Genomic DNA, 21,582 nt, shown 5'->3' with positions numbered 1-21,582 from the left:
CGCACGAACCTTGAATCGACCAATGTGAGTACCCCGGTCTCTCAACATTGTCACGATACTGCGACTTCCGGCGGCACCACGGCTGTCGTTGAACAGTTGATTGACCTGGCTGCGCAACTGCAGCCGCTCAACATCAATGACCGCCTGCCGCTGCTTATAGTCATAGTAGCTTGAGCGCGGAATCTGAAAGGTATTGCAAATGAAATCGACCGATTCGTGCTCTCTTAACTTGTCGATCAGCGCGAGTGATTCATCTCGTCGGACATCAAGAGAGCGGTAGCTTTTTTAGTATCGACTTCTCCCGTTCCAGTCGGTTCACCTGCCGTTCCAACTCCTGGATGCGCTGTTGCTCCGGCGTCAGCGCCTTGGTCTTGGGCGTGATGCCGCCACGTTCAGCCCTGAGCTGATCAACCCAGCGCCTGAGCGCCGTCTCGCCGACATCCAGTGACCGACAGGCCTCGGCTACCGAATACCCCTGATCAACCACCAGGGCGGCCGCCTCACGCTTGAATTCTGTTGAAAATGATCGTCTCAATCTTGCCATTGAACACCTCTCTGGTGGCGATTTTACCACCCATGTTGGTGTCCGAGTTTATTAGACCACTACAAGTTAGCAAAAGGGGGAGTAGGGGGGGGGAGTTATTGGCGACCAACCCGTCTCACCCGACGCACTGACTAAAACTGAGGCTACAGGCGGTCTGAGCTATTCTGCCCCTGCAGGTCTGATGAGATCAGGCGGGGTTCCACTTTAGTCAGCTTCAAAAATCGACTTCAATCTCGCCCAGCTTTCATCAGGGAGCGTCTGGATAATATTGACCAGTCTCTGATAACTGCTGCGCAGAATTCGACCCCGCACGACGGGCGCGATATCCTCGGCGGTCTGAACATCCGCTTCTTCGATATCCATTCCTCGCACAATGGCTCCTGTACGTAATGCTTCGTCCAGGGTCAGGGTGAAGTCGTGTTCGAAAGATGCACGCCAGGCGTGGCAGGACTCAGCCGCCATTGGGTTGAGTGCCCCGCAGTCTCCACAGGGCTTGAGCCTCTCCGGCGCCTTCGGAAACTCAATGAAGAGCTTTCATATGTGGCACAGTCAAGGTGTTTTTACACTTGCAGGTAACCGCATCAAAAGTGCAATTCCCGCCGCTGCAGAGAAAACGGATGCGAGGAAAATTCCCAGCTTGGCGCTGTCAACCAGACTCTTGTCGAAAGCTATGTTCGCAATGAACAGCGCCATAGTGAAGCCGATTCCCGCGAGCAAGCTGCCGCCAAAGAGTAGGCTCCAGCTAAGTTCTGGTGGGCGAATCGCAATGTGCAAACGTAGAGACAGCCAACAGAACAATAGAATACCAATAGGCTTGCCAAGCACAAATCCCAGGAAAATCGCCACGGTGAGCAAACTTCCCAATTCACTTAACGTGAGTGGCAACCCAGCGTTGGCAAACGCGAACAGGGGCATGATGACAAAACCTACCCAGGGATGTAGCGCGATCTCCAGACGCTCCACGGGAGATAGCGTTTCACGCGCGGCTATTTCGGCCATCTGTAATGTTTTTCGGTCCTTCGTATCCCCGCTGCCTTCGCTGCTGGCTGGATGTGCAATAACCTGGTCCAATATCGCGTATAAACGCTCATCGCTGACCCATCGACGCGCTGGCGTCATCATGCCGAGAATCACGCCTGTGATGGTAGCGTGGATCCCGGACGCATCCACTGCAAACCAGATGACCACGCCCACCAGAAAGTAGAGAGGATAACCACGAAAGCCTAGCATTGCGATTGCACGGATAATTACCAGGCCAAACGCAGCCACCACCAACGGCCAACAGGCAATATTGCTACTGTAGCCGATTGCGACGACAAGTATGGCGCCAATATCGTCAATAATCGCTAACGACAGCATAAACACCCTTAAGCTTTGAGGAATGCGCGAGCCAAGCAGGGCAAGGCAACCGATAACAAACGCCGTGTCAGTTGCCATGACAGTGCCCCATCCATGCTGGCCGGGCTGTCCTGCTTGCAGTGCAAGATAGATCGCAGCGGGAACGATCATGCCGCCCAGGGCAGCGGCTATGGATAGCGCGGCCATGCGAGGCTTGCTCAATTCTCCGAGAACCAACTCCCGCTTAAGTTCCAATGCGACAAGAAAGAAAAAAAGCGTCATCAGGCCATCGTTGATCCATTCCCGCAGAGAACGGGCAAACTCGAGTGAACCAAACTGAAGACCTACCTGCGTCTCCCATAGGTGCTCGAACGAGTCATACCATGGTGAGTTGGATAGAGCGAGCGCGGCAACAGTGAAAAATAGAAGAATTGCTCCACCCGCTGTCTCAATGCGAAGGAAGCGCACAAACGGGTTTGTCAGCCGATCAACAAATTCCTTAGGTAGTCGGGTGACTCCGGAGTTTGCTTGTTGACCTGTGATCATAAAAAGTCGTTCCGACGGTCAAGCGCTAGCAGTGAATCATAGAGAACAGTTTGACCCGCCCCCACGACCGGTGCCAGGGTTAAAGTGAGAGCGCCATTATTTTTGACTCTAGTAGATTCTCCTTTTTGATCCTGTTGTCCCTTTAGGGCCTCCTCAAGAATAGCCTTTTCGATGGCCTGGTCGGTGACCGGTTTCTTGAGCCGGGTGTTCTCGCGTTCCAAATGCTTCCGCTTCTTGGCATGGGACACCTGCATGCTGCCGTATTCCTTGCGCCAACGATAATCGGACTGCTCCGAGAAGCTCAGGGCCCTGCAGACCTCGCCGACAATGCTGGCACTGACCAGCCTGATCTTTCCTTCGCGCAGCAAGTGGAAGATTTGTTCGGGCTTGAACCCTTTTGTTGCCATGATCGGATACTCCGTCTTGTGGGTAAAAGTTTTCCCTAACAAGCGGGATACGATCTTGGGGGTCAGGTCATTAAAGCTCAGCGATTCTTAGGTGCCCATGCTGCAGTAGAGAATCCATTCAATTTTGGAAGGCAGCTGGTCCGTGATCGGCACTATCGAGATCCCAGGGTAAGTGCGTTCAGTCAGTGGAGTAGGGCGGCCGCCTGAAGATGATAGATAGATTTCTTGGGCCTGGAGGAGTTAACTTGTCAGTATCCCGCAAACGCATTGATGCTCGGTGCGTTCTGTTTTCTTCAAACAAGGAAATAAGCCCACTCCAGCCACATCACTGGTTACACCATGAGCCTTGCCGATCAGTTGGTTGACGCCACAGGTATTACTGATGGCGGGTTCTTGATAATGATTTCGACACGGCGATTTTTCTGTCGGCCGGTATTGGACGAGTTTTCTGCGATCGGTTGCGTCTCGCCCAGCCCTGTTGCGGCAAGCCGCGTGGACCGGATTCCGTTTTGCGTTAAATAGGATTTCACCGAATCTGCACGATGCTGCGATAGCGTCTGGTTCATATCGAGGCTGCCAACATCATCCGTATGACCTTCAATGTCGACATTTCGATCCGGATACTCATTCAGGAACACGATAAGCTTGTCGAGTGATTTGTTGCCGCCCGAACTTAGATCAGACCGACCGGTGGCGAAAAGCACGTCACCCAGCGTAAGCACCAGGCCACGGTCTGTGGCCTCGGCCTGCAGTACATCGATCTGTCGCTGCAATTCCTTTGCATTGCGAGCCGCTTCGTCCGCGTTTCTGGCCGATTCAGCCGCGTTGCTTGCCGCAGAGGCGCGCGCGGCTTCGGCGGCCATTGCTGCTTCAGCTGCGTCGCTTGTTGCAGAAGCTCGCGCGGCGTCGACCGCACGTTCTGCCGTTGCAGTCTCGCGATGTGCCTTATCTGCCTCACGGGTGCGGGCATCAAGGCGAGCATCGTCCCGCGCCTGGCTCAGTTCGACTCGTTGGTCTTCAGCATAACGGGTTTCGGCTTTGGCCCGCGCTATCTCAACCAGGTAATCGGCCATGTAGACACGGTGTTCACCGAGTGCAACATCTTTGCCGACCGGTGCTTCAGCAGCGAGAACGGCGCCTTCTGCCTCTCTGATCTCGGCTGGCACTTTATTGGCCAGATCGGCGTTGGACTGCAACGCACTGAGTTTGCTGCGTACTTCAGCATAACCTGATGGGCTTTGTGGTGCAGTCGCACAACTTGCGACCAGAAAAGAGGTTGCTACCGTAAAAGCCAGTATGCCGACAACCCGCGCATGCCTGAAGATTGATGTGTTCATTGCTGGTCTCCTGCACGCCGCATTTCTTCTGCCAGGGCTGTGGCACTCCGGCGCATTTCTTCGTTAATCGCTTCTGCTTTGGTCGCTTCCGACCTTGCCGCAGCCAGTTCCGCAGTGACGATCGATTCCCTTGCGAACCGCTCGGCCAGAAGCATTTTTTCTGCTGCAACGGCTCGATCGGCCATTATGAGTTTCTGTTGCGCTTGATCCAGATCGGCCACGGCATATTGACGTGCGCCTTCCTTCTCAGCGGCGCGAATCGCTGATTTAGCATCACCAAGCGACGCTGTCGGCGCCATCGGCGCACTCGCGCAGCCAGCGACGAGCAACATGACTCCGGCCAGGCTGGCTGCTACACTAATTCGATCTTTTCGGCTTGATCTTGATACAGGCATATCGCTTCTCTCATGGGAACAATTCTTCAATGCACTATTGTCCTCTCCGATTCTGCGAAGGTCTGTACGTCAGCGCACTTAGTTGAGAAGGTTCAAAATATGCGGATGAAAGTTGCAAAACCCGGGAACGAAGCGAATACAGTCATATCCTGTGGGATCAGGCCTCGAAACCCCTGTAGCCACAGCCAACGCATTTGGGCTGGTAGCACAAGTCGGCAGGCCAGTAGCACGCCTACGGCCGTTGGCTAGCCGCTGTCCCACATGACATTGCATTTTGCCGTTTTCGTCGCTTCGAGTAATTCGAGCAAAGGTACTGAACTAGGTCGCAGACTCTTCTGTGAACGAAGGATATCGCCGACCCGCCAAATACTCCTGTCTCATGAATGTGTTTGGTTAATACAAGAAAGATAGAAGCTCATATTTTTTCACGCGCTGTAATAATTTAGGATAGTCGATTGCCATCTGGCGTCGGCTGCCGCAGAAAAGGCTGGGGAAGCGAGTGGGGGGGGAAACCTGCGCCGACAGCGACACGCAGTGTTACCTGCGGTCGCCCAGGCGCCCGGCTTCAATAAATAGCGAGTATCAATGTTGCAACTGCAGGGACGCGATCCCGGGTCGCTAAACGCGATTAACCAGGAACACGATCAGAAGCACCAGAACAACCAATCCTAATACGCCAGCCATAGCCTTTTCCTCTTGATTACGTTTTTGCCAACTTCGTGACCGCATAATGGACCAATTGGTTTCTTTCATCTGTACGCTGGCGCACTCTGAGGCGGGATTTCAATGCCGATGATCATATTGTCCGACGATCGATGGCGTCTGGGCGCTAGCGCACGCTGCCAGGCCGCCTCAGCAGTTCGGCCAGAACCCTTCAATGCGGGTCAAAGAATATGCTGTGCCGGCAGCAGTCGGTCAAACTCCGTCTTCACCACCTGGTAGCATTCGCAGACCCGTGCCTCCAGCCCCGCCCGATCCAGCACGGTGATCTTGCCGCGATTGTAGCGGATCAACCCGGCACGCTGCAGATCACCTGCCGCCTCGGTGACGCCTTCGCGGCGTACACCCAGCATGTTGGCGATCAGTTCCTGGGTCATGGTCAGGTCATTGGAGGGCAGGCGATCCAGGCTCAGCAGCAGCCAGCGACACAGTTGCTGGTCCAGGCGGTGATGCCGGTTGCATACGGCGGTTTGCGACATCTGGGTCAGCAGCGCCTGCGTGTAACGCAGCAGCAGCCGCTGCATGGGACCGGCGCGAAGAAACGCGTCCTTCAACAATTGTCCCTTCAGTCGGTAGGCATGGCCTGCGCTCTGCACCACGGCGCGACTGGTCGTGGTTTCGCCGCCCATGAACAGGGACACGCCGACGATCCCCTCGTTGCCAACCACGGCGATTTCAGCGGAGGACCCATCCTCCATGACATACAGCAGGGAAATGATGCAGGTGGTGGGGAAATAGACGTGGCGCATGTGCATGCCCGACTCCGATACGGCCTGGCCGAGTGGCATGGCAACCAGTTCCAGGTGGGGCAGGAGGCGTTCTCGCTCTGCGGGCGGCAGGGCATCGAGCAGGTGGTTCTGGCGGGGGTCGGGGTTATCAGACATTTGGCATTCCCAGAAAAATCCTATGAAGCGATGTTTGAGCCAGCAACAGATACTGGTTGCGCTGCAAGCCATAATGTGGCTTTTCCTGGCCTTTGTACAGTAGCGTACAGACCAGATACTGCAGGCTGCTTACTATCCCGGCAAAACCGGTCAATGGTGCTCGGCACGTTTCCCAGTGGACACTTTACGTTCAATGACCAGTGATTTCCGTCCGTTGGCGGACAGGGGAAAACCCGGCCCGCCTGTGTTTTTGGTACAGCTCAAAGAAGGCACCTCGCACAGAAGAGACTCCTGGCCATAATGCGGTTATTGGAATCGATTCCGGCGCAGATCGACGCGATCAAAGAAAAACGCGAACGAAACGCTGATGAACGAGACTCCGCTGGGGTCGGAAACCGTCGAGCGGCAGCCCGATGAGAGCCTGGTCATGCGCGTCGATGTCACCGTAAAGATCTATAAAAATCGCACGACAATGGTTGCAATTCATGCCCGCGCGATGCGACCAACGGCGCTTGATGCCGGGACCGCGACTTAAGAAAAACTCTACCGCTGACGAGACACGACTGCCCGGGTCAGATCTGCGTATGTGCGCTACCGCCCCGACAGCCATCAGGTCTCATATCAAACTGGGTAGGATCAGGAATGCGCTACCGGTTATGGATGTGCCGCTGGCCGGATTTTCACACGCCCGGAGAATAGATGTGTCGATTACCGGATCTGCCCCGGCTGCCAACCGCCTGCTTGCAGGCCTGCCCGGCCGGGTTCGCAATGAGATTCTGGCTGGCTGTGAACCGGTTGAGCTCGCCTTCGCCGACGTCCTGAGCGAAGCCGGAGACCGCATTCGGCACGTTTATTTCCCTACCGACAGTTTCATTTCCCAGATGACGCGTATTGAAACCCGCGCCTGTCTGGAAGTCGGGCTGGTTGGCGACGAGGGCATGCTCGGTATATCCGTCCTGCTCGGGGTAGAGATATCACCGCTGCACGCTGTGGTCCAGGGAAAAGGCACGGCATTGCGCATGGACGTCGCCCCGTTTCGCCGCCTGCTTGCCCAGAGTCCCGCCCTGACCCGGCAATTGAAGCGTTATATCTATGTGACAATCAGTCAGCTCGCGCAAACCGCCGCCTGCACCCGTTTTCACGTGGTGGAGGCGCGTCTCGCCCGCTGGCTGCTGATGACACAGGACCGGGCACATTCAAACGTTTTTCACCTCACCCACGAATTTCTCGCCTACATGCTGGGTGTGCGTCGTGTCGGCGTGACCCAGGCTGCCACCGCTCTGCAGAATATAAACCTGATCCGCTATAGCCGCGGGAATATTACGATTCTGGACCGGGCCGGCCTGGAAGATGCTGCCTGCGTCTGTTACGCCGCCGACACCATCAGCTACAACCGGATAATGAAGCGGTAGCCAGTGGCGGCTATGTATGCCAGCAGACAGACGTTGAGCATGGCTATCAGTACCCTATCGAACATGGGAGCCAATACGGAAACCTGCGATAGCAGCCGTGAGCGGCCTTCCGGTCGACAGGTCAGCCACCGAAGCGGTCGGTCCTGTGCGCATCAAACCTGCCACGTGGGCGATCATGACCTATAGCGTGTCCAAGGCCAGCAGGGGCAATCATTATCAGGAGATTAGTTAATGAAACCAGTTAAGACCATCACTTCAGTGCTGCTCATGGGCGCCTTGCTCATTGCATTGCCCGGCTGCATGAAACAGGAAGGCCCGGCAGAAAAAGTCGGCAAGAGCCTCGACGAGACCGCAGAGTCGGTAGGTGACCATGTCGAAGACGCCGGTGAGGCCGTCCAGGACGCCGCCAGCGGGGACAATAGATAATGTCCTGATAAGGAGTCAATTTTATGCTTGAAACTATCGTAGTATTACTGCTGGTGCTGTGGCTGCTCGGCCTGGTTTCCTCTTATACGATGGGAGGGCTGATCCATATCCTCCTGGTGGTCGCGGTCGTGGTCATCGTGCTGCGTGTGATCCAGGGTCGAGGCGTTTAGCGGATTCAAACAATGTGCGTCATCGCACCGACCCCGCAGACTAATATCGCTATTCTTCCATTACTCCGTATTCTGATGCCTCGCACAACGTAGGCAGGGATCTGGAGTAAAAGAGGTAGTTATGAGTAAACCAATCATACCCAGTGCCGATGAGATGAAAGGCAGTTGGAAACGACATTTGGGCGCGGCGAAGGTTGCCTGGGCCGAGTTAACCGAAGACGAATTGTTGAGAGTCGAAGGCCGCCAGGACAAGTTGGCTGGCGCAATCCAGGAGCGCTACGCAGTTACCAGGGACGAAGCGGACCGGCAGGTCAAGGACTTCTTCGCGAAACTCACTTCCTGATCCTTGTTCAACAATCAGCGAAACGGTCGACCGGCCGTTTCAAAGTCTACCGTGATACCGACTATCACATGGAGATATGCAATGTACTCTGATCCCAAGAAAATGATCCTCGGGTCCAGTCTGATGCTGGGGGTCGCCGGCGCGATGATGCTGGCTTCCACTATTATGCTGTCGCTTGCCGGCGGCAGTTCGGCGATTGCGGCCGACAAGATGGCGCAGCAACTCACTGATGCACGCCAGGAAACCCAGATCTCGACCACCTATTCGCTCAGTTCATACTTGCGCGCCACTGACCTGAAGGTCTCCGTGCGCAATGGCAGGGCTACACTCACGGGCACAGTCGAGGACGGCGTCAACAGGGACCTGGCAAAGCAGATTGCCCTGGGCGTATCCGGCATCACCGACGTCGATAACCAGATCGTCATACAACAGGACTACTCTCCGCCCGCACCACCGGTGTGATCTCTGTGGAAAATCAATTGATCCTCAAGCAGACAAAGACAGCCCTGGGCGAAATCCTCGCGTCTCTCGGCAATAACCAACCAGACTTTTACTGGTTGTAGGGTTACCCTAAAACTTACCGTTAGCCTGCCACACTACATCAACCACCGTCGCTTCATCAGCAGATAGGAAGCGAGCAGGCATAGAGCGCCAAATCCCGAAAGCATCAACAGTTCCACGAAAAAATCCGCAGCCACACTGCCTTCCAGTAATATCGACTTGACCGGCCGGTAGAATTGATAGGAAGGCAGCAGCGGTGCCACGCTGTTGAGAGTCTTCGAAAAATCAGCCAGTGCGGAAGGAAGCAGGAGCGGGAGATAGAATAGGACCCCCAATGTTCGCGCTGTGGCCTGGGTACGGCACAAAAAACCGACCAGAATACCGAAGGCACTGAAACAGAATCCCCCCGCCATTAGGAAAACCAGATAGCTCAAACTGATGTCGGGACCCGCGCCATCTCCAGTCAGGAAATGCAGAAGCACGGCCGCAATGGAAATCGAAGTCATTCCAAATGCCACCTTGGCAAGCAACCACTCGACCTCGTGGACGGGTGTTTGCAGCAATCCAAGAAGGAGCTTTTTTTCCTTCTCCTCAGCCACCTGCGAGGGCAGGACTATGAAGCCCACCATTAGGACGAGCACCAGGATCCAGGTAGGCAGCATCTGTCTCTGTATTTTGCTCTCTCGGAGGGGACGGATCTCCGCTATCCAGCCTCCGCTACCTCCCTCCAGGGAGCGCTGCAAGGCGGTGACACTCTCGACGATGGCCACCGTTTGCAGGGATGTTTTCTCCAGCACAATCAGGGCACAATCACTAGCCCCGGCCGCCGAGGGTATCAGTATGCCGTCGCCCAGCCGCTCGCCCAGCCACTGCTTTGCTGCATTCTCGTCCGGCAGCCAGGATATCGTGAATACCCGTTCGGCTGACTGCAGGCCGTGAATCATTGCCGGGGAGTAGTTTTCCCCCTCGAGCAGACCGATATTCACCGGCGCAAAATCAGCTTTGTCGCCATCGACCAGCCGCAGTACCAGGAAGACAAACAGCGGGATAAAGAGTATCAGGTAAAGCGTCTTGTTTTTGACGCCGATAGCCAGATCGTTACCTGCCAGAATCGCGACATTTCTGATCATGAATAGAGGTGTTGGTGAACACGCGATTCAAAGTAGTCCGCAGGTGAGCCATCGAAGACGATGGTCCCCTGATGGAGAACCATAATCCGGGTGGCGAGGGCCTGGATCTCCTCTGGTCGATGCGAAGTAAACAGTATGGTCTTTCCGGACGAATGAATCTTTTCCAGTAGGACGTAGACCTCATTGGTCATTTCAAAATCCAGCCCCGAGGTAGGTTCATCGAAGAGAAGAAGCGACGGATCAGCCAGCAGCGAGCGGCCGATGCTGACCCGCTGCTTCAAGCCCTTCGACAGAAAGTTCACCTTACATTGCCGAAACGGGAGCAGACTGAATTCGTCCATCACGGCCTCCACCTGGGAAAACGGTATCCGGAACAGACGCGCAAATAGTGCGAGGTTGTACTCGACCGAGAAAAAATCGAATAGAGCCGGGGTTTCTGGAGCAAAACCGATTTTTCTCACCAGGGCCCGCCGGTTCTCGAGATCGATTCCATCGATCCGGACCTCTCCGCTATCGGGAACCAACCACCCACCCAACAGTTTCAAAAGCGTCGACTTCCCGGCGCCATTGTGTCCCACCACAGCAATCAGCTCGCCTTTAGCGACGCAAAAGCTGGTGGCGAGCAGCCCCCGGTTTTCCTTGTAAACTTTGGAAAGGCCCCGGACATCCAGTTGGATGGGAGATTCTAACGAACTGCGGATGGTCTCCGGGAGTGCTTTCTCCCACGATGTCATCTGTTGACGCCGGCGACAGAATACGGTTTTTATAACCTGTCTGCCAGATAAACAATCAACAGAGCGAGCACAACCACTACCAGTACGCCAGCCATAAATTACTCCTTCCAGCTATAGTTCGACCGAACCGGTGGTGCCGATCGAACGGGACAATCAGTGGACAATAACCTTGTCCATGGTGGTAATCTGACACAGTTGGAGATTTCAGTCTGTGCGCTGGCGTACACTGGACTATGGCGCCGTACGTCACGCGCCGACGCGTGCCGGGATTCACAAATTGCCGCTTAAGCTTGTCAGCCAATGACTGCCGAATCAGCCCCGTCTGGTCCACAATCGACGCACATCTGGATACAACTGTAAGCTGTCAGTGGCTGAATGTCGTCTATCGACATCACAAGGTCCTTGGACAGCGACAGTGAATAGGAGAAATCTCCGGCAGCATGGAGCCCCCTGGAGCAGGATTTGCCCTGTTTGACGATGGCGTGGTTGTCGTGGGTGGAGGACAGGGGTTGACAGTATTCGCCTGCTCGGTAATAGCCGGTGGGGCAGGAGTCTCCATGGCGGGGGATTGGATCATCTGAGTTTGAAAAGGCGTTGTCTATGGTAAGTGCTGTTGAGAAAACGAGCAGCACAGTCTGATAGATATCCGCACCCGTAATTCGAATTGATTGCTTTCCTGGTTTTTGTTGCTTGGGAAGAGGGTATTATGGTTGGTGGGGTTTTGCGTTGGTCAATTGAATGCTCACCTTCTAGTGGAAGTGTTGTTGACTATCTCTTCAATCACCGGTCTAATTTTTCCCGCGCGTAGGCTGTATAAACATGTTTGCGAAACTCGTCTTCGGACATGGATATTTTCAGCGACGAGCGTAGCGAATTCCAATAGACCGAGAGCGTTAGATGGCGCCTAATAGGTCAAAGCTGACGGACAGAGAGCCATCGAGATCACTCAACTTGCTCCAATGCCGCCTTTATCGAAAGCAGGTTAAACATCCCTTCATACTCCTGGACTTCTCCATTGCGATTGAAAACGAAAGAAGAGAATCCTCGATACCAGCCGCTTGTTTTGCCGTTTTCTAGTATTTGCCGCTCACGCCAGGCAATGGCCATTCGTTCGCCTTCTATGACCTTCCACTCAATGACATTTTCTATTCGTGGCCACATTTTCGCAGCCTCCAAAATAGCGGCTCTACCAACAATAGGCTCTGGCAGCGCTGAATTTACGAAGGTCGCGTCTTCGGCTAGAAACTCAATCCACGACTCATAGTCTCCTACGCCACCGAAACGATGCATTTCGGTAAAGGTTGAATCTATAACGTCTCGCGATGGAAATTCCGACTCGGCGTTAACGTGTGTGGTTATTGCCATCAGCGCAAACATAAAAACAAAGGACCTCAACATAAGCTTTCCTCCCATAGGCTTAGGTGAGCCAAATGCTCACATTCAGTGTAGCCGATGGGTCTCCGAATGGGCGGAGCAAACCTTTTGGGCTAGATCAGCCCCAGGCCAGTGATGATGACCGCTTTCACCCTACATAGGTCACTCAGATGCAGGATGCCGTACGCTCCACATAAACAACAAGGCTGCGAACAAACCAGTTGACCAAATTGCTGCAGGCCACCAGGGTGAGTGCTGAACCCCCATCCCCACGGCAGCTCCACCCGCCAGCTCAACCAACTGAGAATGCTTCAAAAGTATCACCTGAGAAAGCGTAACTATTCCGACTATTTGACGGATAGAGGCAGCTACAAATAGAAAGGTTGTTAAAACTAATTGCAGGCGACTCAGCTTGCTGCCAGCAATGTATGCGACTGAGATGTAGGCGAAGATGATCGTTAGATATATAGCAATATGGCTTGCTTGGACCTCAGCCATAGCCACTGCAGTTTGCGCAATAGCCTCTCGAGCACTAATTAGATCGTAATCAATCATACATGTTTGCCCCTTAGATATTTCTTCTCCCAAAAAAGCATAGACGATGGACCGCACCTCAAAGAGCGAATTATTCGGTCTTTGGGTGGCGAACCTGCCACATAAAGATAAAGGCCCCGATGATCAAAATGGCTCTCACACCGACAAGGAAAACCTTCATAACTGCCATCGAAGCTGCCTCTGACTCGCCGATCCCTCTATATTCAATTAACTTGTCTATATGAAGTGAGATTATGCCTGTCAAGCCCAGCGCGCTTTGGACCGAAATGAAGACAAAAAGTAATAATCCAAAGTTGACAAAAGATACTTGATAAAGCGTCAGGTCTTTCCCAACAGTGTATGCGACCACTACATAAGCAGAGACAACCGTAATAAATAGCGCTTGAGCAGCAATCATATTACTAGTCGCGTTGTTGATGACGTCCACGATTTCATACTCGGTCATATCATATTCTCCGTGTTGTTAGACCTCTGAAAAGGATAGACCGATGACCGCCTGTAGGCGAAAGCTGACAACGGGCCGTGCCTGGTCTCTGGCAAGGAGAACGTCTCCTTCCCGAGGTAACAGCGGACATTCTCGGGATACACATAGACCCACCGACAAAGAGCGGCATACCCACCCATAGAATCGGCAGGTGCAGTCGCTATAAGTCCATGAATCTATAGAAGTTGGTCCGCCTGGCAAGATTCGAACTTGCGACCTGCCGCTTAGGAGGCGGCTGCTCTATCCAGCTGAGCTACAGGCGGGTAATGAGGAGGGCGCATTATTCCGTTTGGCGCGGAGCTTGGCAAGCCTGCTCTATGTCCATAGGCTTCCACAACGGGGGCAATCCGGTAAATCCTGCGATTTGATGTAAATCAATGGTTCAGGAGCAATCAGTTATCATGCCTTGAAAACCAGCAGTTTCAGACCTATCTACTGTTACAGGAAAAGACAAACCACATGAAAACAGGAGGTGTCGGATGTCTTTAGTTCCCCGTAGCAGTTTGTTCGATGTCGATCGCTTTTTTGGTGATAACTGGCCGCGTGTCGCGGACCGTGAAATGGGCGACTTCTTTGCCCCGCGGGTAGATATCAAGGATGCGGACGATCACTACGAGATCACCGCGGAGTTGCCCGGTATTCCCAAGGAGAATATTCACGTCCACGTGAAGGACGGGATCCTGACCCTGGAGGCGGAAAACACCCAGGAAGACAAGGAAGAGAAAGAGGGCAAGATCATTCGCCAGGAGCGGCGCTATGGCAAGTTTATGCGCAGCTTCAATCTGGGCGGCGATGTCCATGAAGAGGATATCGAGGCTTCGTTTAGCGATGGCGTGCTCAAGCTGAAAGCGCCCAAGCTGGTGGAGAAGCCCCCGGTCAGGCGACGGATCGAAATCAACTGATCGCTGGCGCTGGCCGTCCCCGCGGGCGGTCAGCTGATCAGCATCGCCCGGATCACCCTGCGCAGGAGGCGTTTCTGCTTGTCGAGGGTGGCCGGGTGCCTTATATCGCCGCCGGTCATGGAGGCGAACGCCTGCTGGGACAGCACGTAGCCGGTGACAATATTGAACATGGCAATCACGTTGAGTGCCAGGGTTTCCCGGTCGCCGTCGGCGCGCAGGTCTTCCATGCTCAGCATGCCTTGCCGGAACAGTTCGTCCAGCCAGCGCAATACCAGCCGATTTCCTACTGAGTCACTGTCACTTTGCAGCGCCTGGTGAAACAGGGCTGCCATTTGCGGATGGGCCAGCAGCAGGTCAGTCATGACCGAGGGCAGGTCGGTGTAGTCCCGCAATCCTTCGGCCTGATCCAGGCGTTCCGTCATGGCGCTGGCCATGGGCGCCAGCGCACGGTGCAGTACCGCCTCGTACAGCCCCTGCTTGCCGCTGAAGTGGTTGTAGATGCCGGGTTCCCTGATGGTTGCGGCGGCGGCTATCTGGCGCAGGCTGGTTCCCTCATAGCCCTGGCGGGCAAACAATTCCTCTGCCGCGTCCATCAGTCGGCTGGCGGTGCGCTGGCCTTTGGTCAGCTTACGGGCCTGTTCCGGCATAAATTATCAACTGATTGTCATAATTTAGGCAGTAAATACCATATTGCGGCCGATATTTCGACTTCTCACCCGTTATACGCTATAAAAATTAATACACGATAATATAACAGGAGTCTGTCCGTGCGTGTCGCCGATCTTGTCAATGACGATGCCTCCCTTATCAGCCGGCGCTGCTGGGCCGATCAGCAGGTTTACGAGCTGGAAAAGCGGGGCATCTTCGGTCGCGCCTGGTTGTTCCTCGGGCACGAGTCGCAGATTCGTGAACCGGGGGATTTTGTCCAGGCCTATATGTGCGAAACGCCGGTGATTCTCGCCCGCGGCGGCGATGGCGGCATTCACGCCAGTATCAACAGCTGTACCCACCGGGGCCTGCCGGTGTGCCGGGCCAGCCATGGCAATACCCGGCGCTTTGTCTGTCCCTATCACAGCTGGTCCTACACGGTTGAGGGCGACCTGGTCACTATTCCCCAGGAGAGTGAGGTCAGGTGCAAGCCGGACAAGTCCGCGCTCGGGCTGAAACGGGTACCCCGGGTGGAGAGCTGGCGCGGCCTGGTGTTCGGTAGCTTTGACGAAGCCATCATTCCGCTGGAGGATTACCTGGGTGACATGCGATTTTACCTGGATGCCTTCTTCGGCCGTTTTCCCGGCGGCATCGAATTTTTGGGGGCCCCGCACCGCTGGGTGATGGACGCCAACTGGAAACTGCCGGTTGAAAACCAGCTCGGCGATGTCAACCACGGGGCCTTTCTGCACGCGGCGATCATTCCCCGGGAGATTCAGCAGCAGATCGAGGCGATCGGCTACAGTGCGGTCACCGCACCCGGTCACGGCGCTACCTTTCGCCTGATGCCCGAGGACGCCCCCGTGGACGAGGTGGCCTGGGGCATGGAAGGCATGGGCGCCATACTCGGCACTGACGAGGTCAGGCAGTACCTGCGCGACGTCCAGGCACAGGCGGCGGAGCGGGTAGGGGATCTGCGGGCCCGCATGAAAGGGTTGACCTACGGCATTTACCCCAACCTGTCTTTCCTCTGGTCCAACACCTCGTTCAAGGTCTCCCATCCCCGCGGCCCGGGCAAGGTGGAGTACTGGAGCTGGGCGGTCGTTCCTGCCGATGCGCCGGACACCATCAAGCAGACCCTGCGCCGCAACTACAGCTCCTTTTTCGGTCCCGGGGGCATCCTGGAGCAGGAGGACTCGGAGGTGTGGGTGCAGCAGTATCGCGGGGCCAGTATCGACTTTGCCGACGACCGCCCATTCTTCTACGGCCTCGGGCTCGGGGAGGAAGCCGGGCACCCGCAATTGCCCGGGCTGGTCTCGGTGACGGCCAATGAGTTTTACGCCCGCCACTTTTTCCGGCGCTGGCGCGACGACCTGCAGTCTGTGGAGGGCGGGCAATGACTACGGTGTCGCTGCAGACCACCCCCGAGGAGCAGCGCGCGCTGGAACGCTTTTACTTCCATGAGGCCCGGTTGCTGGACAATCGCCAGTACCGCCAGTGGCTGGCGCTGCTGTGCCCCGATATCAGCTACCGCTTGCCAGCACGAACCAACCTGATGGTCGATAACCGGCAGCGGGGCTGTGAGGACATGATCAGCGTGGAGCGCGAACTCGAAGGCGCCGATTCCCTTGGCTGTCCGCTGCGGGAAGAAACCTATGTGCACCTGATGCTGCGGGTGGAGCGCGCGTTCAAGGTCAATTCCTGGTCGGAAAACCCGCCTCCCCGGACCCGCAGAATCGTCGGCAATGTGGAACTGATGGCCCGCAAGGGCGAGGCGCTGGAGGTGCTCAGTAATTTCCACCTGTTCTACGCCCGGCCCGGGTCGGCGGACTTTCTGTACAGCGGCCAGCGGCGCGATACGCTGCTGGCGGGGAGCGACGGTTATCGGCTGCGCCAGCGTGACGTGGTGCTGGATTACGCGGACATCAACTTTCCCACCGTTGGCCTGCTGTTCTAACCGGGAATTTTTGCCGGCACCTGTTGCAATCCCGCCCGGCTCGTATCAATCTGTAGCCAGTCAGCGCCCCCGTCCCGGGGGCACGTTCAATGACAGCTTAGCGCTGAGGGTGTTTTGTGTTGCGGTACCAGGCCAGAGTTGCGGGCTATGCCTTCCTCCTCCTGATCGGCCTGCCGGCCCTCGCCATTCCGGCGCCGCCCGAGCAACTGGACGCTTCGCGAGACGGCTATTCCGCTGCCGTGGAGGCCATCGATCGCGGCCAGTGGACCGAGTACCGGCAGTTGCGTCCCGGTCTGGAAGACTACCCGCTCGCGGTTTATCTCGACTACTACCAGCTCAATCGACAGGTGCACAAGGTGCGCCCGGCAGACGCCCGGCGCTTCATCAGCCTCAGTGAGGACACTCCCTTACCCAACCGCTTCCTCGGTACCTACCTGCGCCAGGCCGGGAAAGACCGGCGCTGGCAGGATTTCCTGGCGGTAAAGCCGGATGAACCGGTCAGTGTCGATCTCAAGTGTTATTATTTCCGGGCCAAACTCGCCACGGGTGACACTCTGGCGGCCTGGGAGGGGGCCGAACGCCTCTGGGTGCACGGCCAGTCCCGGCCCAAGCAGTGCGACCCGCTGTTCGATGCCTGGCTGAAAGCGGGCCAGATCAGCGACGAGGCAGTCTGGGCGCGATTGTTAAAGGCATTTGACGCCCGCCAGCGCTCGCTGATGACCTATGTGGCGCGCAAGGGCAGCGACCAGCTCCGCCCCTGGTCCGATAAACTGCTGGCCGTTTACCGGCAGCCCGTAAAGCTACGCAGCCACAAACTGCCTGCCGACGAACCCTATTCGGCGGACATCGCCACCCACGGCCTGGCCTACCTGGCCCGTTACAACCCCGCCAGGGCACTGGATGACTGGGAGTACTACCGCGGCCGGTTGCGCTTTAACGAAGAGCAACGCCGGCAGGTGGAATACGCCATCGCCCGGCAAAGCCTGTTCGCCAGAACCGAGGCCAACCTGGAATGGTTACCGGGTGCGCTGCAACGCCTGGGCGAAGACCAGCTGGTGGAAATCAGGCTGCGCTGGGCGCTGGCTGAGCAGGACTGGCCGGCACTGGCGGCGACCCTGCCCCTGCTGTCGGACGGGGCCAGGGAAAAGGAGGTCTGGCGCTACTGGCAGGCACGCTCTTATGCCCAGGCCGGAGACGACGTGGCCTCCCGGCAATTGCTGGAGGAACTGGCGGGGGAACGCGACTACTACGGCTTCCTCGCGGCGGACCGCCTGCGCAAGCCCTACGCATTTAACTACAAGCCGTTGGTGCTGCAGTCTGCGGGCACAGGGCCGTTACACCAGTTACCTGCCGTGCAGCGCATCGGTGAGCTCACTTTTCACCAGGAGCAGCGCAACGCCCAGTCGGAGTGGTTCAAGGTATTGCAGGACACCCAGGAACCCGACCGGCAGCAGGCCCTGGCGCGGTTGGCGGCAGAGCAGGGCTGGCACCGCATGGCGATTGATGCCGCCACCCGGGCGCAGGCCTGGGACGCGCTCGATGTCCGCTTTCCCACGCCCTACGAGGACACCTTCCAGCAGTATGCGGTCGTGCAACAGGTGCCCCACACCGAGCTGATGGCGATTGCCCGCCGGGAGAGTGCCTTCTTCCCCGAAGCGCGCTCGCCGGTAGGTGCCCAGGGGCTGATGCAGATCATGCCCGCTACCGGCAAGGCTGTCGCGTCCAGGATCGGCCGTCCCCACAGCCGGGACGAACTGTACGAGGTGGAGCACAACATCCTGCTGGGCAGTGCCTACTACCGGCAGTTGCTGGACCGTTTTGACGGCAACCGGATCTTCGCCCTGGCCGCCTACAATGCCGGGCCACACCGGGTCGACCGCTGGCGTAACCCCCGGGGAGACCAGGTGCCGGTGGATATCTGGGTGGAGACCATTCCCTACCGGGAAACCCGCAACTATGTCCAGGCGGTACTGTCCTATAACGTGGTATTCCAGTACCGGCTGGGGGATACTCTCAGCCTGCTGACCGACGCGGAGCGCACAGCGCTCTACTGATTGCCACGCCACCGGGAACCGCTGATGCAGGACACACGGCCGCTGCTGCTGGAGAGTGATTTTCCCTCCCTGATTCGCCAGGGGGTGGAAACCCTGCAGGTGAACCTCGGCTACCTGTGTAACCTCAGTTGCGTGCATTGCCACGTTAATGCCGGCCCCAGCCGTACCGAGTTGATGACCGCCGAAACCGTGGACCAGGTGTTGCAGGTTGCGGCAGCAGCGGGCGTGCATACCCTCGACCTGACTGGCGGCGCACCGGAGATGAACCCGCAGTTCCGGCGGCTTGTGGTCGAGGCCCGTGCCCTCGGCCTTCACGTCATCGACCGCTGTAACCTCACCGTCCTGTTCGAGCCCGGCCAGGAATCCCTGGCGCAGTTTCTCGCCGAGCAGGGAGTGGAAATTACCGCGTCGCTGCCCTGCTACCTGGAGGAAAATGTCGAGGAGCAGCGCGGCAAGGGCGTGTACGACACCAGTATTCGCGCTGTTCGCACATTGAATGAGCTCGGCTACGGTGCGGACCCCCGCCTGCAGTTAAATCTGGTTTACAACCCGGTGGGCCCGGTATTACCGCCACCGCAGCAGGCGCTGGAAGCTGACTACAAGCGCGAACTGGGCGAGCGCTTTGGCATTCGCTTCAACCAGCTGTTCACCATCACCAATATGCCGATCAGCCGCTTTGGCGCGGTGTTGCTCGCCCAGGGGCAGTACACGGATTACATGAGCCTGTTGCGGGAGAACTTCAGTGAGAGCAACCTTGCGGGGCTGATGTGTAAGTCCCTGCTCAGCGTGGACTGGCAGGGCTACGTGTACGATTGTGACTTCAACCAGATGCTGCAACTGCCGGTGCTGGCCAGCGATTCCCGGCTGCACCTGCGCGACCTGCTCGCCGGGACCCGTCTCACCGGCAAGGCCATTGTGACCGGAGAGCACTGCTATGGCTGCACCGCGGGCCAGGGCAGCAGTTGTGGTGGTGCGCTGTAGGCGTGGCGCCAACCGCCTGTAGTTTTATCATACCCACCCTCGACGAGGCCGGAACGATTGCCGACCTGCTGTCCCGGTTGCGTTCGCAATATCCGCAGGCGCAACTGGTGGTCGTCGACGGCGGCAGCAGTGACGCGACCTGTACCCTGGCTCGTCCCCTCTGTGATCAACTGCTGCAGTCACTGCCCGGGCGCGCCCGGCAGATGAATGCCGGGCTGCAGGCAGCCAGCGGTGACTACCTGTTTTTCCTCCATGCCGACAGCCGGCCATCGGTGTCTGAGCAGGCCCTGGCAGGCTACCTTGGCAGTGGTCCCCGCTGGGGGTTTTGTCACCTGCGCCTGAGTGGTGGGGAATGGCAGTTCCGGCTGATCAGCGCGTTCATCAACGGACGGTCCCGGGTGACCCGTGTTGCCACCGGGGACCAGATGCTGTTTTTTGCGCGCGAAGAACTGCTGCGGGCGGGGGGCTTTGACGATATCCCGCTGATGGAGGACGTGGCGATCTGCAAGCGCTTCCGGCGCCAGGCTGCGCCGCTGGTGATTGCCGAGCCGGTCACCACCTCCAGCCGTCGCTGGCGCCAGCACGGCGTGGTCAAAACCGTCGTCACCATGTGGGCGCTGCGGCTGGCCTATGCCCTGGGTGTTTCACCGCAGCGCTTGTGGCGTCACTACTATGGAGGCAGTCAGCGTGGGTGATGTGCTGTTGATCCAGTTTGCCAGGGAGCCGGTCCCGGGCAGGGTGAAAACCCGAATGATACCCGCCCTCGCGCCCGCCGAGGCCTGCCATCTGCACCGGGAGTTAGTCCTCTGGACTGCCCGCAAACTGACCAGTGCCGGCCTGGGTCGGGTGGAACTGGCGGTTGCCGGGAATACCGCCTCACCCCTGTTCCGGCAGTGCGAGCGTCTCGGCGTACGGGCGGTGCGCAGGCAACAGGGTGGCGACCTTGGCCAGCGCATGTGCCATGCCCTGGCGGCCGGCCTGCAGACCCATAACAAGGTGATTTTGGTGGGCAGTGATTGCCCCCAGATTGACCGCGACTACCTGGCGTCCGCCATCGACGCCCTGGACGGCAGGGATGTGGTGCTCGGACCGGCGACGGATGGCGGCTATGTATTGATCGGGGTGCGCCAGGTGGACGTGCGCTGGTTCGCGGGGGTGAAATGGGGTACTGCCGGGGTTTTCGCAGAAACGGTGGCCAGGTTCGAGCGGACGGGGGCTGGATGGCAACCACTGGCAGAGCTGCAGGATATTGATCGGCCCGAAGACCTGGCCCTGTGGCGGGCACTGGTGGAACTGGAGGCGTGAGCCGGGTGGGGCAGGGCCCCTGGCGGCTCAGGCCATGGCCACTTCGCTGTTGTCGACGCCGCCGGTTTCCTTGGCCAGACCGGCACGTTGGTAGAGCAGCCAGGCGATTGCGGTGCAATAGCTCAGGTTGGTCTGCAACTCGCCATCGGGGTCGCTGAGGAACGCCCGCTGGCTGGCCAGCCCCCGCACCCGGCTTGCCATGTCCGGATTGAAGGCCAGGTAACGGTCCCACAGGTCGCGGTGCTGTGACGCGGTGATGTGGAACAGCCCGAGGCCGTCATTGCGTGCGGAGAACAACCCCAGGTCCGGGGCGTCTACTGCGGCGTTGAGCAGAAAAGATTCACTCGCCGGCGTCCATTTTCCCAGATATTTGAGAGTAGGCCGGATGACCTGGTCTCTCAGGTGTTCTGCGGTAACGTACATAACCTACTACCT

26 protein-coding genes, 1 tRNA gene and 1 pseudogene are annotated in these 21,582 nt (G+C 57.3%); 13 read left to right on the top strand and 15 right to left on the bottom strand.

The window, feature by feature from the left end:
- The 7 genes and pseudogenes from E2F43_RS19280 to E2F43_RS12045 form a co-directional block, all read right to left on the bottom strand.
- Nucleotides 1–544, bottom strand: a pseudogene (locus E2F43_RS19280) (transposase); the annotation flags it as partial.
- Between the two features lie 204 nt (nt 545–748).
- A complete protein-coding gene (locus tag E2F43_RS12070) occupies nt 749–1,006 on the bottom strand; it encodes a hypothetical protein (RefSeq protein WP_238946876.1) in 258 nt (85 codons plus the stop codon).
- Nucleotides 1,007–1,093: 87 nt separating this feature from the next.
- Nucleotides 1,094–2,428 carry a Na+/H+ antiporter NhaA gene (nhaA, locus tag E2F43_RS12065; protein ID WP_133212929.1) on the bottom strand — a complete coding sequence of 445 codons (1,335 nt, stop codon included), beginning with the start codon at nt 2,426–2,428 and terminating at the stop codon, nt 1,094–1,096.
- Nucleotides 2,425–2,835, bottom strand: a complete 411-nt coding sequence (locus E2F43_RS12060; protein WP_133212927.1) for a transposase — start codon at nt 2,833–2,835, stop codon at nt 2,425–2,427. Before E2F43_RS12060 ends, nhaA begins: the two co-directional genes overlap by 4 nt.
- 353 nt (nt 2,836–3,188) lie before the next feature.
- Nucleotides 3,189–4,172, bottom strand: a complete 984-nt coding sequence (locus E2F43_RS12055; RefSeq protein WP_133212925.1) for an OmpA family protein — start codon at nt 4,170–4,172, stop codon at nt 3,189–3,191.
- The gene (locus tag E2F43_RS12050; RefSeq protein WP_133212923.1) at nt 4,169–4,567 is read right to left on the bottom strand and encodes a DUF4398 domain-containing protein; all 399 of its coding nucleotides are present in this window, start codon (nt 4,565–4,567) and stop codon (nt 4,169–4,171) included. The genes E2F43_RS12055 and E2F43_RS12050 overlap by 4 nt, the downstream gene beginning before the upstream one ends.
- An 884-nt stretch (nt 4,568–5,451) precedes the next feature.
- Entirely contained in the window at nt 5,452–6,171 is a 720-nt protein-coding gene (locus E2F43_RS12045) for a Crp/Fnr family transcriptional regulator (RefSeq protein ID WP_133212921.1), read from the bottom strand.
- Between the two features lie 367 nt (nt 6,172–6,538).
- Between E2F43_RS12045 and E2F43_RS19070 the strand changes: the two genes are divergently transcribed.
- From E2F43_RS19070 to E2F43_RS12020, 6 genes are all read left to right on the top strand, one after another.
- Entirely contained in the window at nt 6,539–6,706 is a 168-nt protein-coding gene (locus E2F43_RS19070) for a hypothetical protein (RefSeq protein WP_165954287.1), read from the top strand.
- Nucleotides 6,707–6,872: 166 nt separating this feature from the next.
- Nucleotides 6,873–7,583, top strand: coding sequence for a Crp/Fnr family transcriptional regulator (locus E2F43_RS12040; protein ID WP_238946875.1), 711 nt, complete (start codon nt 6,873–6,875; stop codon nt 7,581–7,583).
- Nucleotides 7,584–7,814: 231 nt separating this feature from the next.
- Complete coding sequence (locus E2F43_RS12035) at nt 7,815–8,009, top strand: hypothetical protein (RefSeq protein WP_133212917.1); 195 nt, start codon at nt 7,815–7,817, stop codon at nt 8,007–8,009.
- Between the two features lie 23 nt (nt 8,010–8,032).
- Entirely contained in the window at nt 8,033–8,179 is a 147-nt protein-coding gene (locus E2F43_RS12030; protein WP_133212915.1) for a lmo0937 family membrane protein, read from the top strand.
- 121 nt (nt 8,180–8,300) lie between these two features.
- Nucleotides 8,301–8,522: a CsbD family protein gene (locus tag E2F43_RS12025; RefSeq protein ID WP_133212913.1), complete on the top strand. Its 222-nt coding sequence runs from the start codon at nt 8,301–8,303 to the stop codon at nt 8,520–8,522.
- Between the two features lie 81 nt (nt 8,523–8,603).
- A complete protein-coding gene (locus E2F43_RS12020) occupies nt 8,604–8,984 on the top strand; it encodes a BON domain-containing protein (protein WP_238946874.1) in 381 nt (126 codons plus the stop codon).
- A 134-nt stretch (nt 8,985–9,118) separates the two neighbouring features.
- On the opposite strand, the gene E2F43_RS12015 is transcribed toward E2F43_RS12020, so the two are convergent.
- The 6 genes from E2F43_RS12015 to E2F43_RS11990 form a co-directional block, all read right to left on the bottom strand.
- Nucleotides 9,119–10,153 carry an ABC transporter permease gene (locus E2F43_RS12015; RefSeq protein WP_133212911.1) on the bottom strand — a complete coding sequence of 345 codons (1,035 nt, stop codon included), beginning with the start codon at nt 10,151–10,153 and terminating at the stop codon, nt 9,119–9,121.
- Entirely contained in the window at nt 10,150–10,887 is a 738-nt protein-coding gene (locus E2F43_RS12010; protein ID WP_133212909.1) for an ABC transporter ATP-binding protein, read from the bottom strand. Before E2F43_RS12010 ends, E2F43_RS12015 begins: the two co-directional genes overlap by 4 nt.
- Nucleotides 10,888–11,829: 942 nt before the next feature.
- Nucleotides 11,830–12,285: a nuclear transport factor 2 family protein gene (locus tag E2F43_RS12005; protein ID WP_165954286.1), complete on the bottom strand. Its 456-nt coding sequence runs from the start codon at nt 12,283–12,285 to the stop codon at nt 11,830–11,832.
- 138 nt (nt 12,286–12,423) lie between these two features.
- Nucleotides 12,424–12,816 carry a hypothetical protein gene (locus E2F43_RS12000; RefSeq protein WP_133212905.1) on the bottom strand — a complete coding sequence of 131 codons (393 nt, stop codon included), beginning with the start codon at nt 12,814–12,816 and terminating at the stop codon, nt 12,424–12,426.
- A 70-nt stretch (nt 12,817–12,886) separates the two neighbouring features.
- Nucleotides 12,887–13,261 (bottom strand): hypothetical protein, encoded by a 375-nt coding sequence (locus tag E2F43_RS11995; RefSeq protein ID WP_133212903.1) that lies wholly within the window; start codon nt 13,259–13,261, stop codon nt 12,887–12,889.
- Nucleotides 13,262–13,486: 225 nt separating this feature from the next.
- Nucleotides 13,487–13,563 (bottom strand) — tRNA-Arg (locus tag E2F43_RS11990).
- A 216-nt stretch (nt 13,564–13,779) separates the two neighbouring features.
- Between E2F43_RS11990 and E2F43_RS11985 the strand changes: the two genes are divergently transcribed.
- Nucleotides 13,780–14,202: an Hsp20/alpha crystallin family protein gene (locus tag E2F43_RS11985; RefSeq protein ID WP_133212901.1), complete on the top strand. Its 423-nt coding sequence runs from the start codon at nt 13,780–13,782 to the stop codon at nt 14,200–14,202.
- Nucleotides 14,203–14,231: 29 nt separating this feature from the next.
- Here the strand turns inward: E2F43_RS11985 and E2F43_RS11980 are convergent, their stop codons facing one another.
- The gene (locus tag E2F43_RS11980; protein ID WP_133212899.1) at nt 14,232–14,849 is read right to left on the bottom strand and encodes a TetR/AcrR family transcriptional regulator; all 618 of its coding nucleotides are present in this window, start codon (nt 14,847–14,849) and stop codon (nt 14,232–14,234) included.
- A 120-nt stretch (nt 14,850–14,969) separates the two neighbouring features.
- Here E2F43_RS11980 and E2F43_RS11975 point away from each other — a divergent pair, with 120 nt between their 5' ends.
- The 6 genes from E2F43_RS11975 to E2F43_RS11950 all read left to right on the top strand — a co-directional run bounded on the left by E2F43_RS11975 (nt 14,970) and on the right by E2F43_RS11950 (nt 21,147).
- Complete coding sequence (locus E2F43_RS11975; RefSeq protein ID WP_238946873.1) at nt 14,970–16,250, top strand: aromatic ring-hydroxylating oxygenase subunit alpha; 1,281 nt, start codon at nt 14,970–14,972, stop codon at nt 16,248–16,250.
- Nucleotides 16,247–16,807, top strand: coding sequence for an aromatic-ring-hydroxylating dioxygenase subunit beta (locus E2F43_RS11970; RefSeq protein ID WP_133212895.1), 561 nt, complete (start codon nt 16,247–16,249; stop codon nt 16,805–16,807). The genes E2F43_RS11975 and E2F43_RS11970 overlap by 4 nt, the downstream gene beginning before the upstream one ends.
- 116 nt (nt 16,808–16,923) lie before the next feature.
- Nucleotides 16,924–18,861: a transglycosylase SLT domain-containing protein gene (locus tag E2F43_RS11965; RefSeq protein WP_133212893.1), complete on the top strand. Its 1,938-nt coding sequence runs from the start codon at nt 16,924–16,926 to the stop codon at nt 18,859–18,861.
- A 24-nt stretch (nt 18,862–18,885) separates the two neighbouring features.
- Nucleotides 18,886–19,842, top strand: coding sequence for an arsenosugar biosynthesis radical SAM (seleno)protein ArsS (gene arsS, locus E2F43_RS11960; protein ID WP_133212891.1), 957 nt, complete (start codon nt 18,886–18,888; stop codon nt 19,840–19,842).
- A gap of 2 nt (nt 19,843–19,844) precedes the next feature.
- A complete protein-coding gene (locus tag E2F43_RS11955) occupies nt 19,845–20,537 on the top strand; it encodes a TIGR04283 family arsenosugar biosynthesis glycosyltransferase (protein ID WP_238946872.1) in 693 nt (230 codons plus the stop codon).
- A complete protein-coding gene (locus E2F43_RS11950; RefSeq protein WP_165954284.1) occupies nt 20,515–21,147 on the top strand; it encodes a TIGR04282 family arsenosugar biosynthesis glycosyltransferase in 633 nt (210 codons plus the stop codon). Before E2F43_RS11955 ends, E2F43_RS11950 begins: the two co-directional genes overlap by 23 nt.
- Nucleotides 21,148–21,174: 27 nt before the next feature.
- On the opposite strand, the gene E2F43_RS11945 is transcribed toward E2F43_RS11950, so the two are convergent.
- Complete coding sequence (locus tag E2F43_RS11945; protein ID WP_133212885.1) at nt 21,175–21,570, bottom strand: hypothetical protein; 396 nt, start codon at nt 21,568–21,570, stop codon at nt 21,175–21,177.
- Nucleotides 21,571–21,582 lie beyond the last annotated feature (12 nt).

Source organism: Seongchinamella unica, assembly GCF_004354085.1.
Classification (GTDB): domain Bacteria; phylum Pseudomonadota; class Gammaproteobacteria; order Pseudomonadales; family Halieaceae; genus Halioglobus; species Halioglobus unicus.
This window is presented reverse-complemented; position numbering and strand designations above follow the sequence as displayed.

What these genes read in the sequence shown, in the direction of transcription:
- E2F43_RS12055 (WP_133212925.1), bottom strand. Translation starts at nt 4,172, where the DNA reads ATGAACACATCAATCTTCAGGCATGCGCGGGTTGTCGGCATACTGGCT.
- E2F43_RS12060 (WP_133212927.1), bottom strand. Translation starts at nt 2,835, where the DNA reads ATGGCAACAAAAGGGTTCAAGCCCGAACAAATCTTCCACTTGCTGCGC.
- E2F43_RS11985 (WP_133212901.1), top strand. Translation starts at nt 13,780, where the DNA reads ATGTCTTTAGTTCCCCGTAGCAGTTTGTTCGATGTCGATCGCTTTTTT.
- E2F43_RS11995 (WP_133212903.1), bottom strand. Translation starts at nt 13,261, where the DNA reads ATGACCGAGTATGAAATCGTGGACGTCATCAACAACGCGACTAGTAAT.
- E2F43_RS11950 (WP_165954284.1), top strand. Translation starts at nt 20,515, where the DNA reads ATGGAGGCAGTCAGCGTGGGTGATGTGCTGTTGATCCAGTTTGCCAGG.
- E2F43_RS12015 (WP_133212911.1), bottom strand. Translation starts at nt 10,153, where the DNA reads ATGATCAGAAATGTCGCGATTCTGGCAGGTAACGATCTGGCTATCGGC.
- E2F43_RS12010 (WP_133212909.1), bottom strand. Translation starts at nt 10,887, where the DNA reads ATGACATCGTGGGAGAAAGCACTCCCGGAGACCATCCGCAGTTCGTTA.
- arsS (WP_133212891.1), top strand. Translation starts at nt 18,886, where the DNA reads ATGCAGGACACACGGCCGCTGCTGCTGGAGAGTGATTTTCCCTCCCTG.
- E2F43_RS12035 (WP_133212917.1), top strand. Translation starts at nt 7,815, where the DNA reads ATGAAACCAGTTAAGACCATCACTTCAGTGCTGCTCATGGGCGCCTTG.
- E2F43_RS12000 (WP_133212905.1), bottom strand. Translation starts at nt 12,816, where the DNA reads ATGATTGATTACGATCTAATTAGTGCTCGAGAGGCTATTGCGCAAACT.
- E2F43_RS12020 (WP_238946874.1), top strand. Translation starts at nt 8,604, where the DNA reads ATGTACTCTGATCCCAAGAAAATGATCCTCGGGTCCAGTCTGATGCTG.
- E2F43_RS12070 (WP_238946876.1), bottom strand. Translation starts at nt 1,006, where the DNA reads ATGGCGGCTGAGTCCTGCCACGCCTGGCGTGCATCTTTCGAACACGAC.
- E2F43_RS12025 (WP_133212913.1), top strand. Translation starts at nt 8,301, where the DNA reads ATGAGTAAACCAATCATACCCAGTGCCGATGAGATGAAAGGCAGTTGG.
- E2F43_RS12045 (WP_133212921.1), bottom strand. Translation starts at nt 6,171, where the DNA reads ATGTCTGATAACCCCGACCCCCGCCAGAACCACCTGCTCGATGCCCTG.
- E2F43_RS12050 (WP_133212923.1), bottom strand. Translation starts at nt 4,567, where the DNA reads ATGCCTGTATCAAGATCAAGCCGAAAAGATCGAATTAGTGTAGCAGCC.
- E2F43_RS19070 (WP_165954287.1), top strand. Translation starts at nt 6,539, where the DNA reads ATGAACGAGACTCCGCTGGGGTCGGAAACCGTCGAGCGGCAGCCCGAT.
- E2F43_RS12030 (WP_133212915.1), top strand. Translation starts at nt 8,033, where the DNA reads ATGCTTGAAACTATCGTAGTATTACTGCTGGTGCTGTGGCTGCTCGGC.
- E2F43_RS11970 (WP_133212895.1), top strand. Translation starts at nt 16,247, where the DNA reads ATGACTACGGTGTCGCTGCAGACCACCCCCGAGGAGCAGCGCGCGCTG.
- E2F43_RS11945 (WP_133212885.1), bottom strand. Translation starts at nt 21,570, where the DNA reads ATGTACGTTACCGCAGAACACCTGAGAGACCAGGTCATCCGGCCTACT.
- E2F43_RS11980 (WP_133212899.1), bottom strand. Translation starts at nt 14,849, where the DNA reads ATGCCGGAACAGGCCCGTAAGCTGACCAAAGGCCAGCGCACCGCCAGC.
- E2F43_RS12005 (WP_165954286.1), bottom strand. Translation starts at nt 12,285, where the DNA reads ATGTTGAGGTCCTTTGTTTTTATGTTTGCGCTGATGGCAATAACCACA.
- nhaA (WP_133212929.1), bottom strand. Translation starts at nt 2,428, where the DNA reads ATGATCACAGGTCAACAAGCAAACTCCGGAGTCACCCGACTACCTAAG.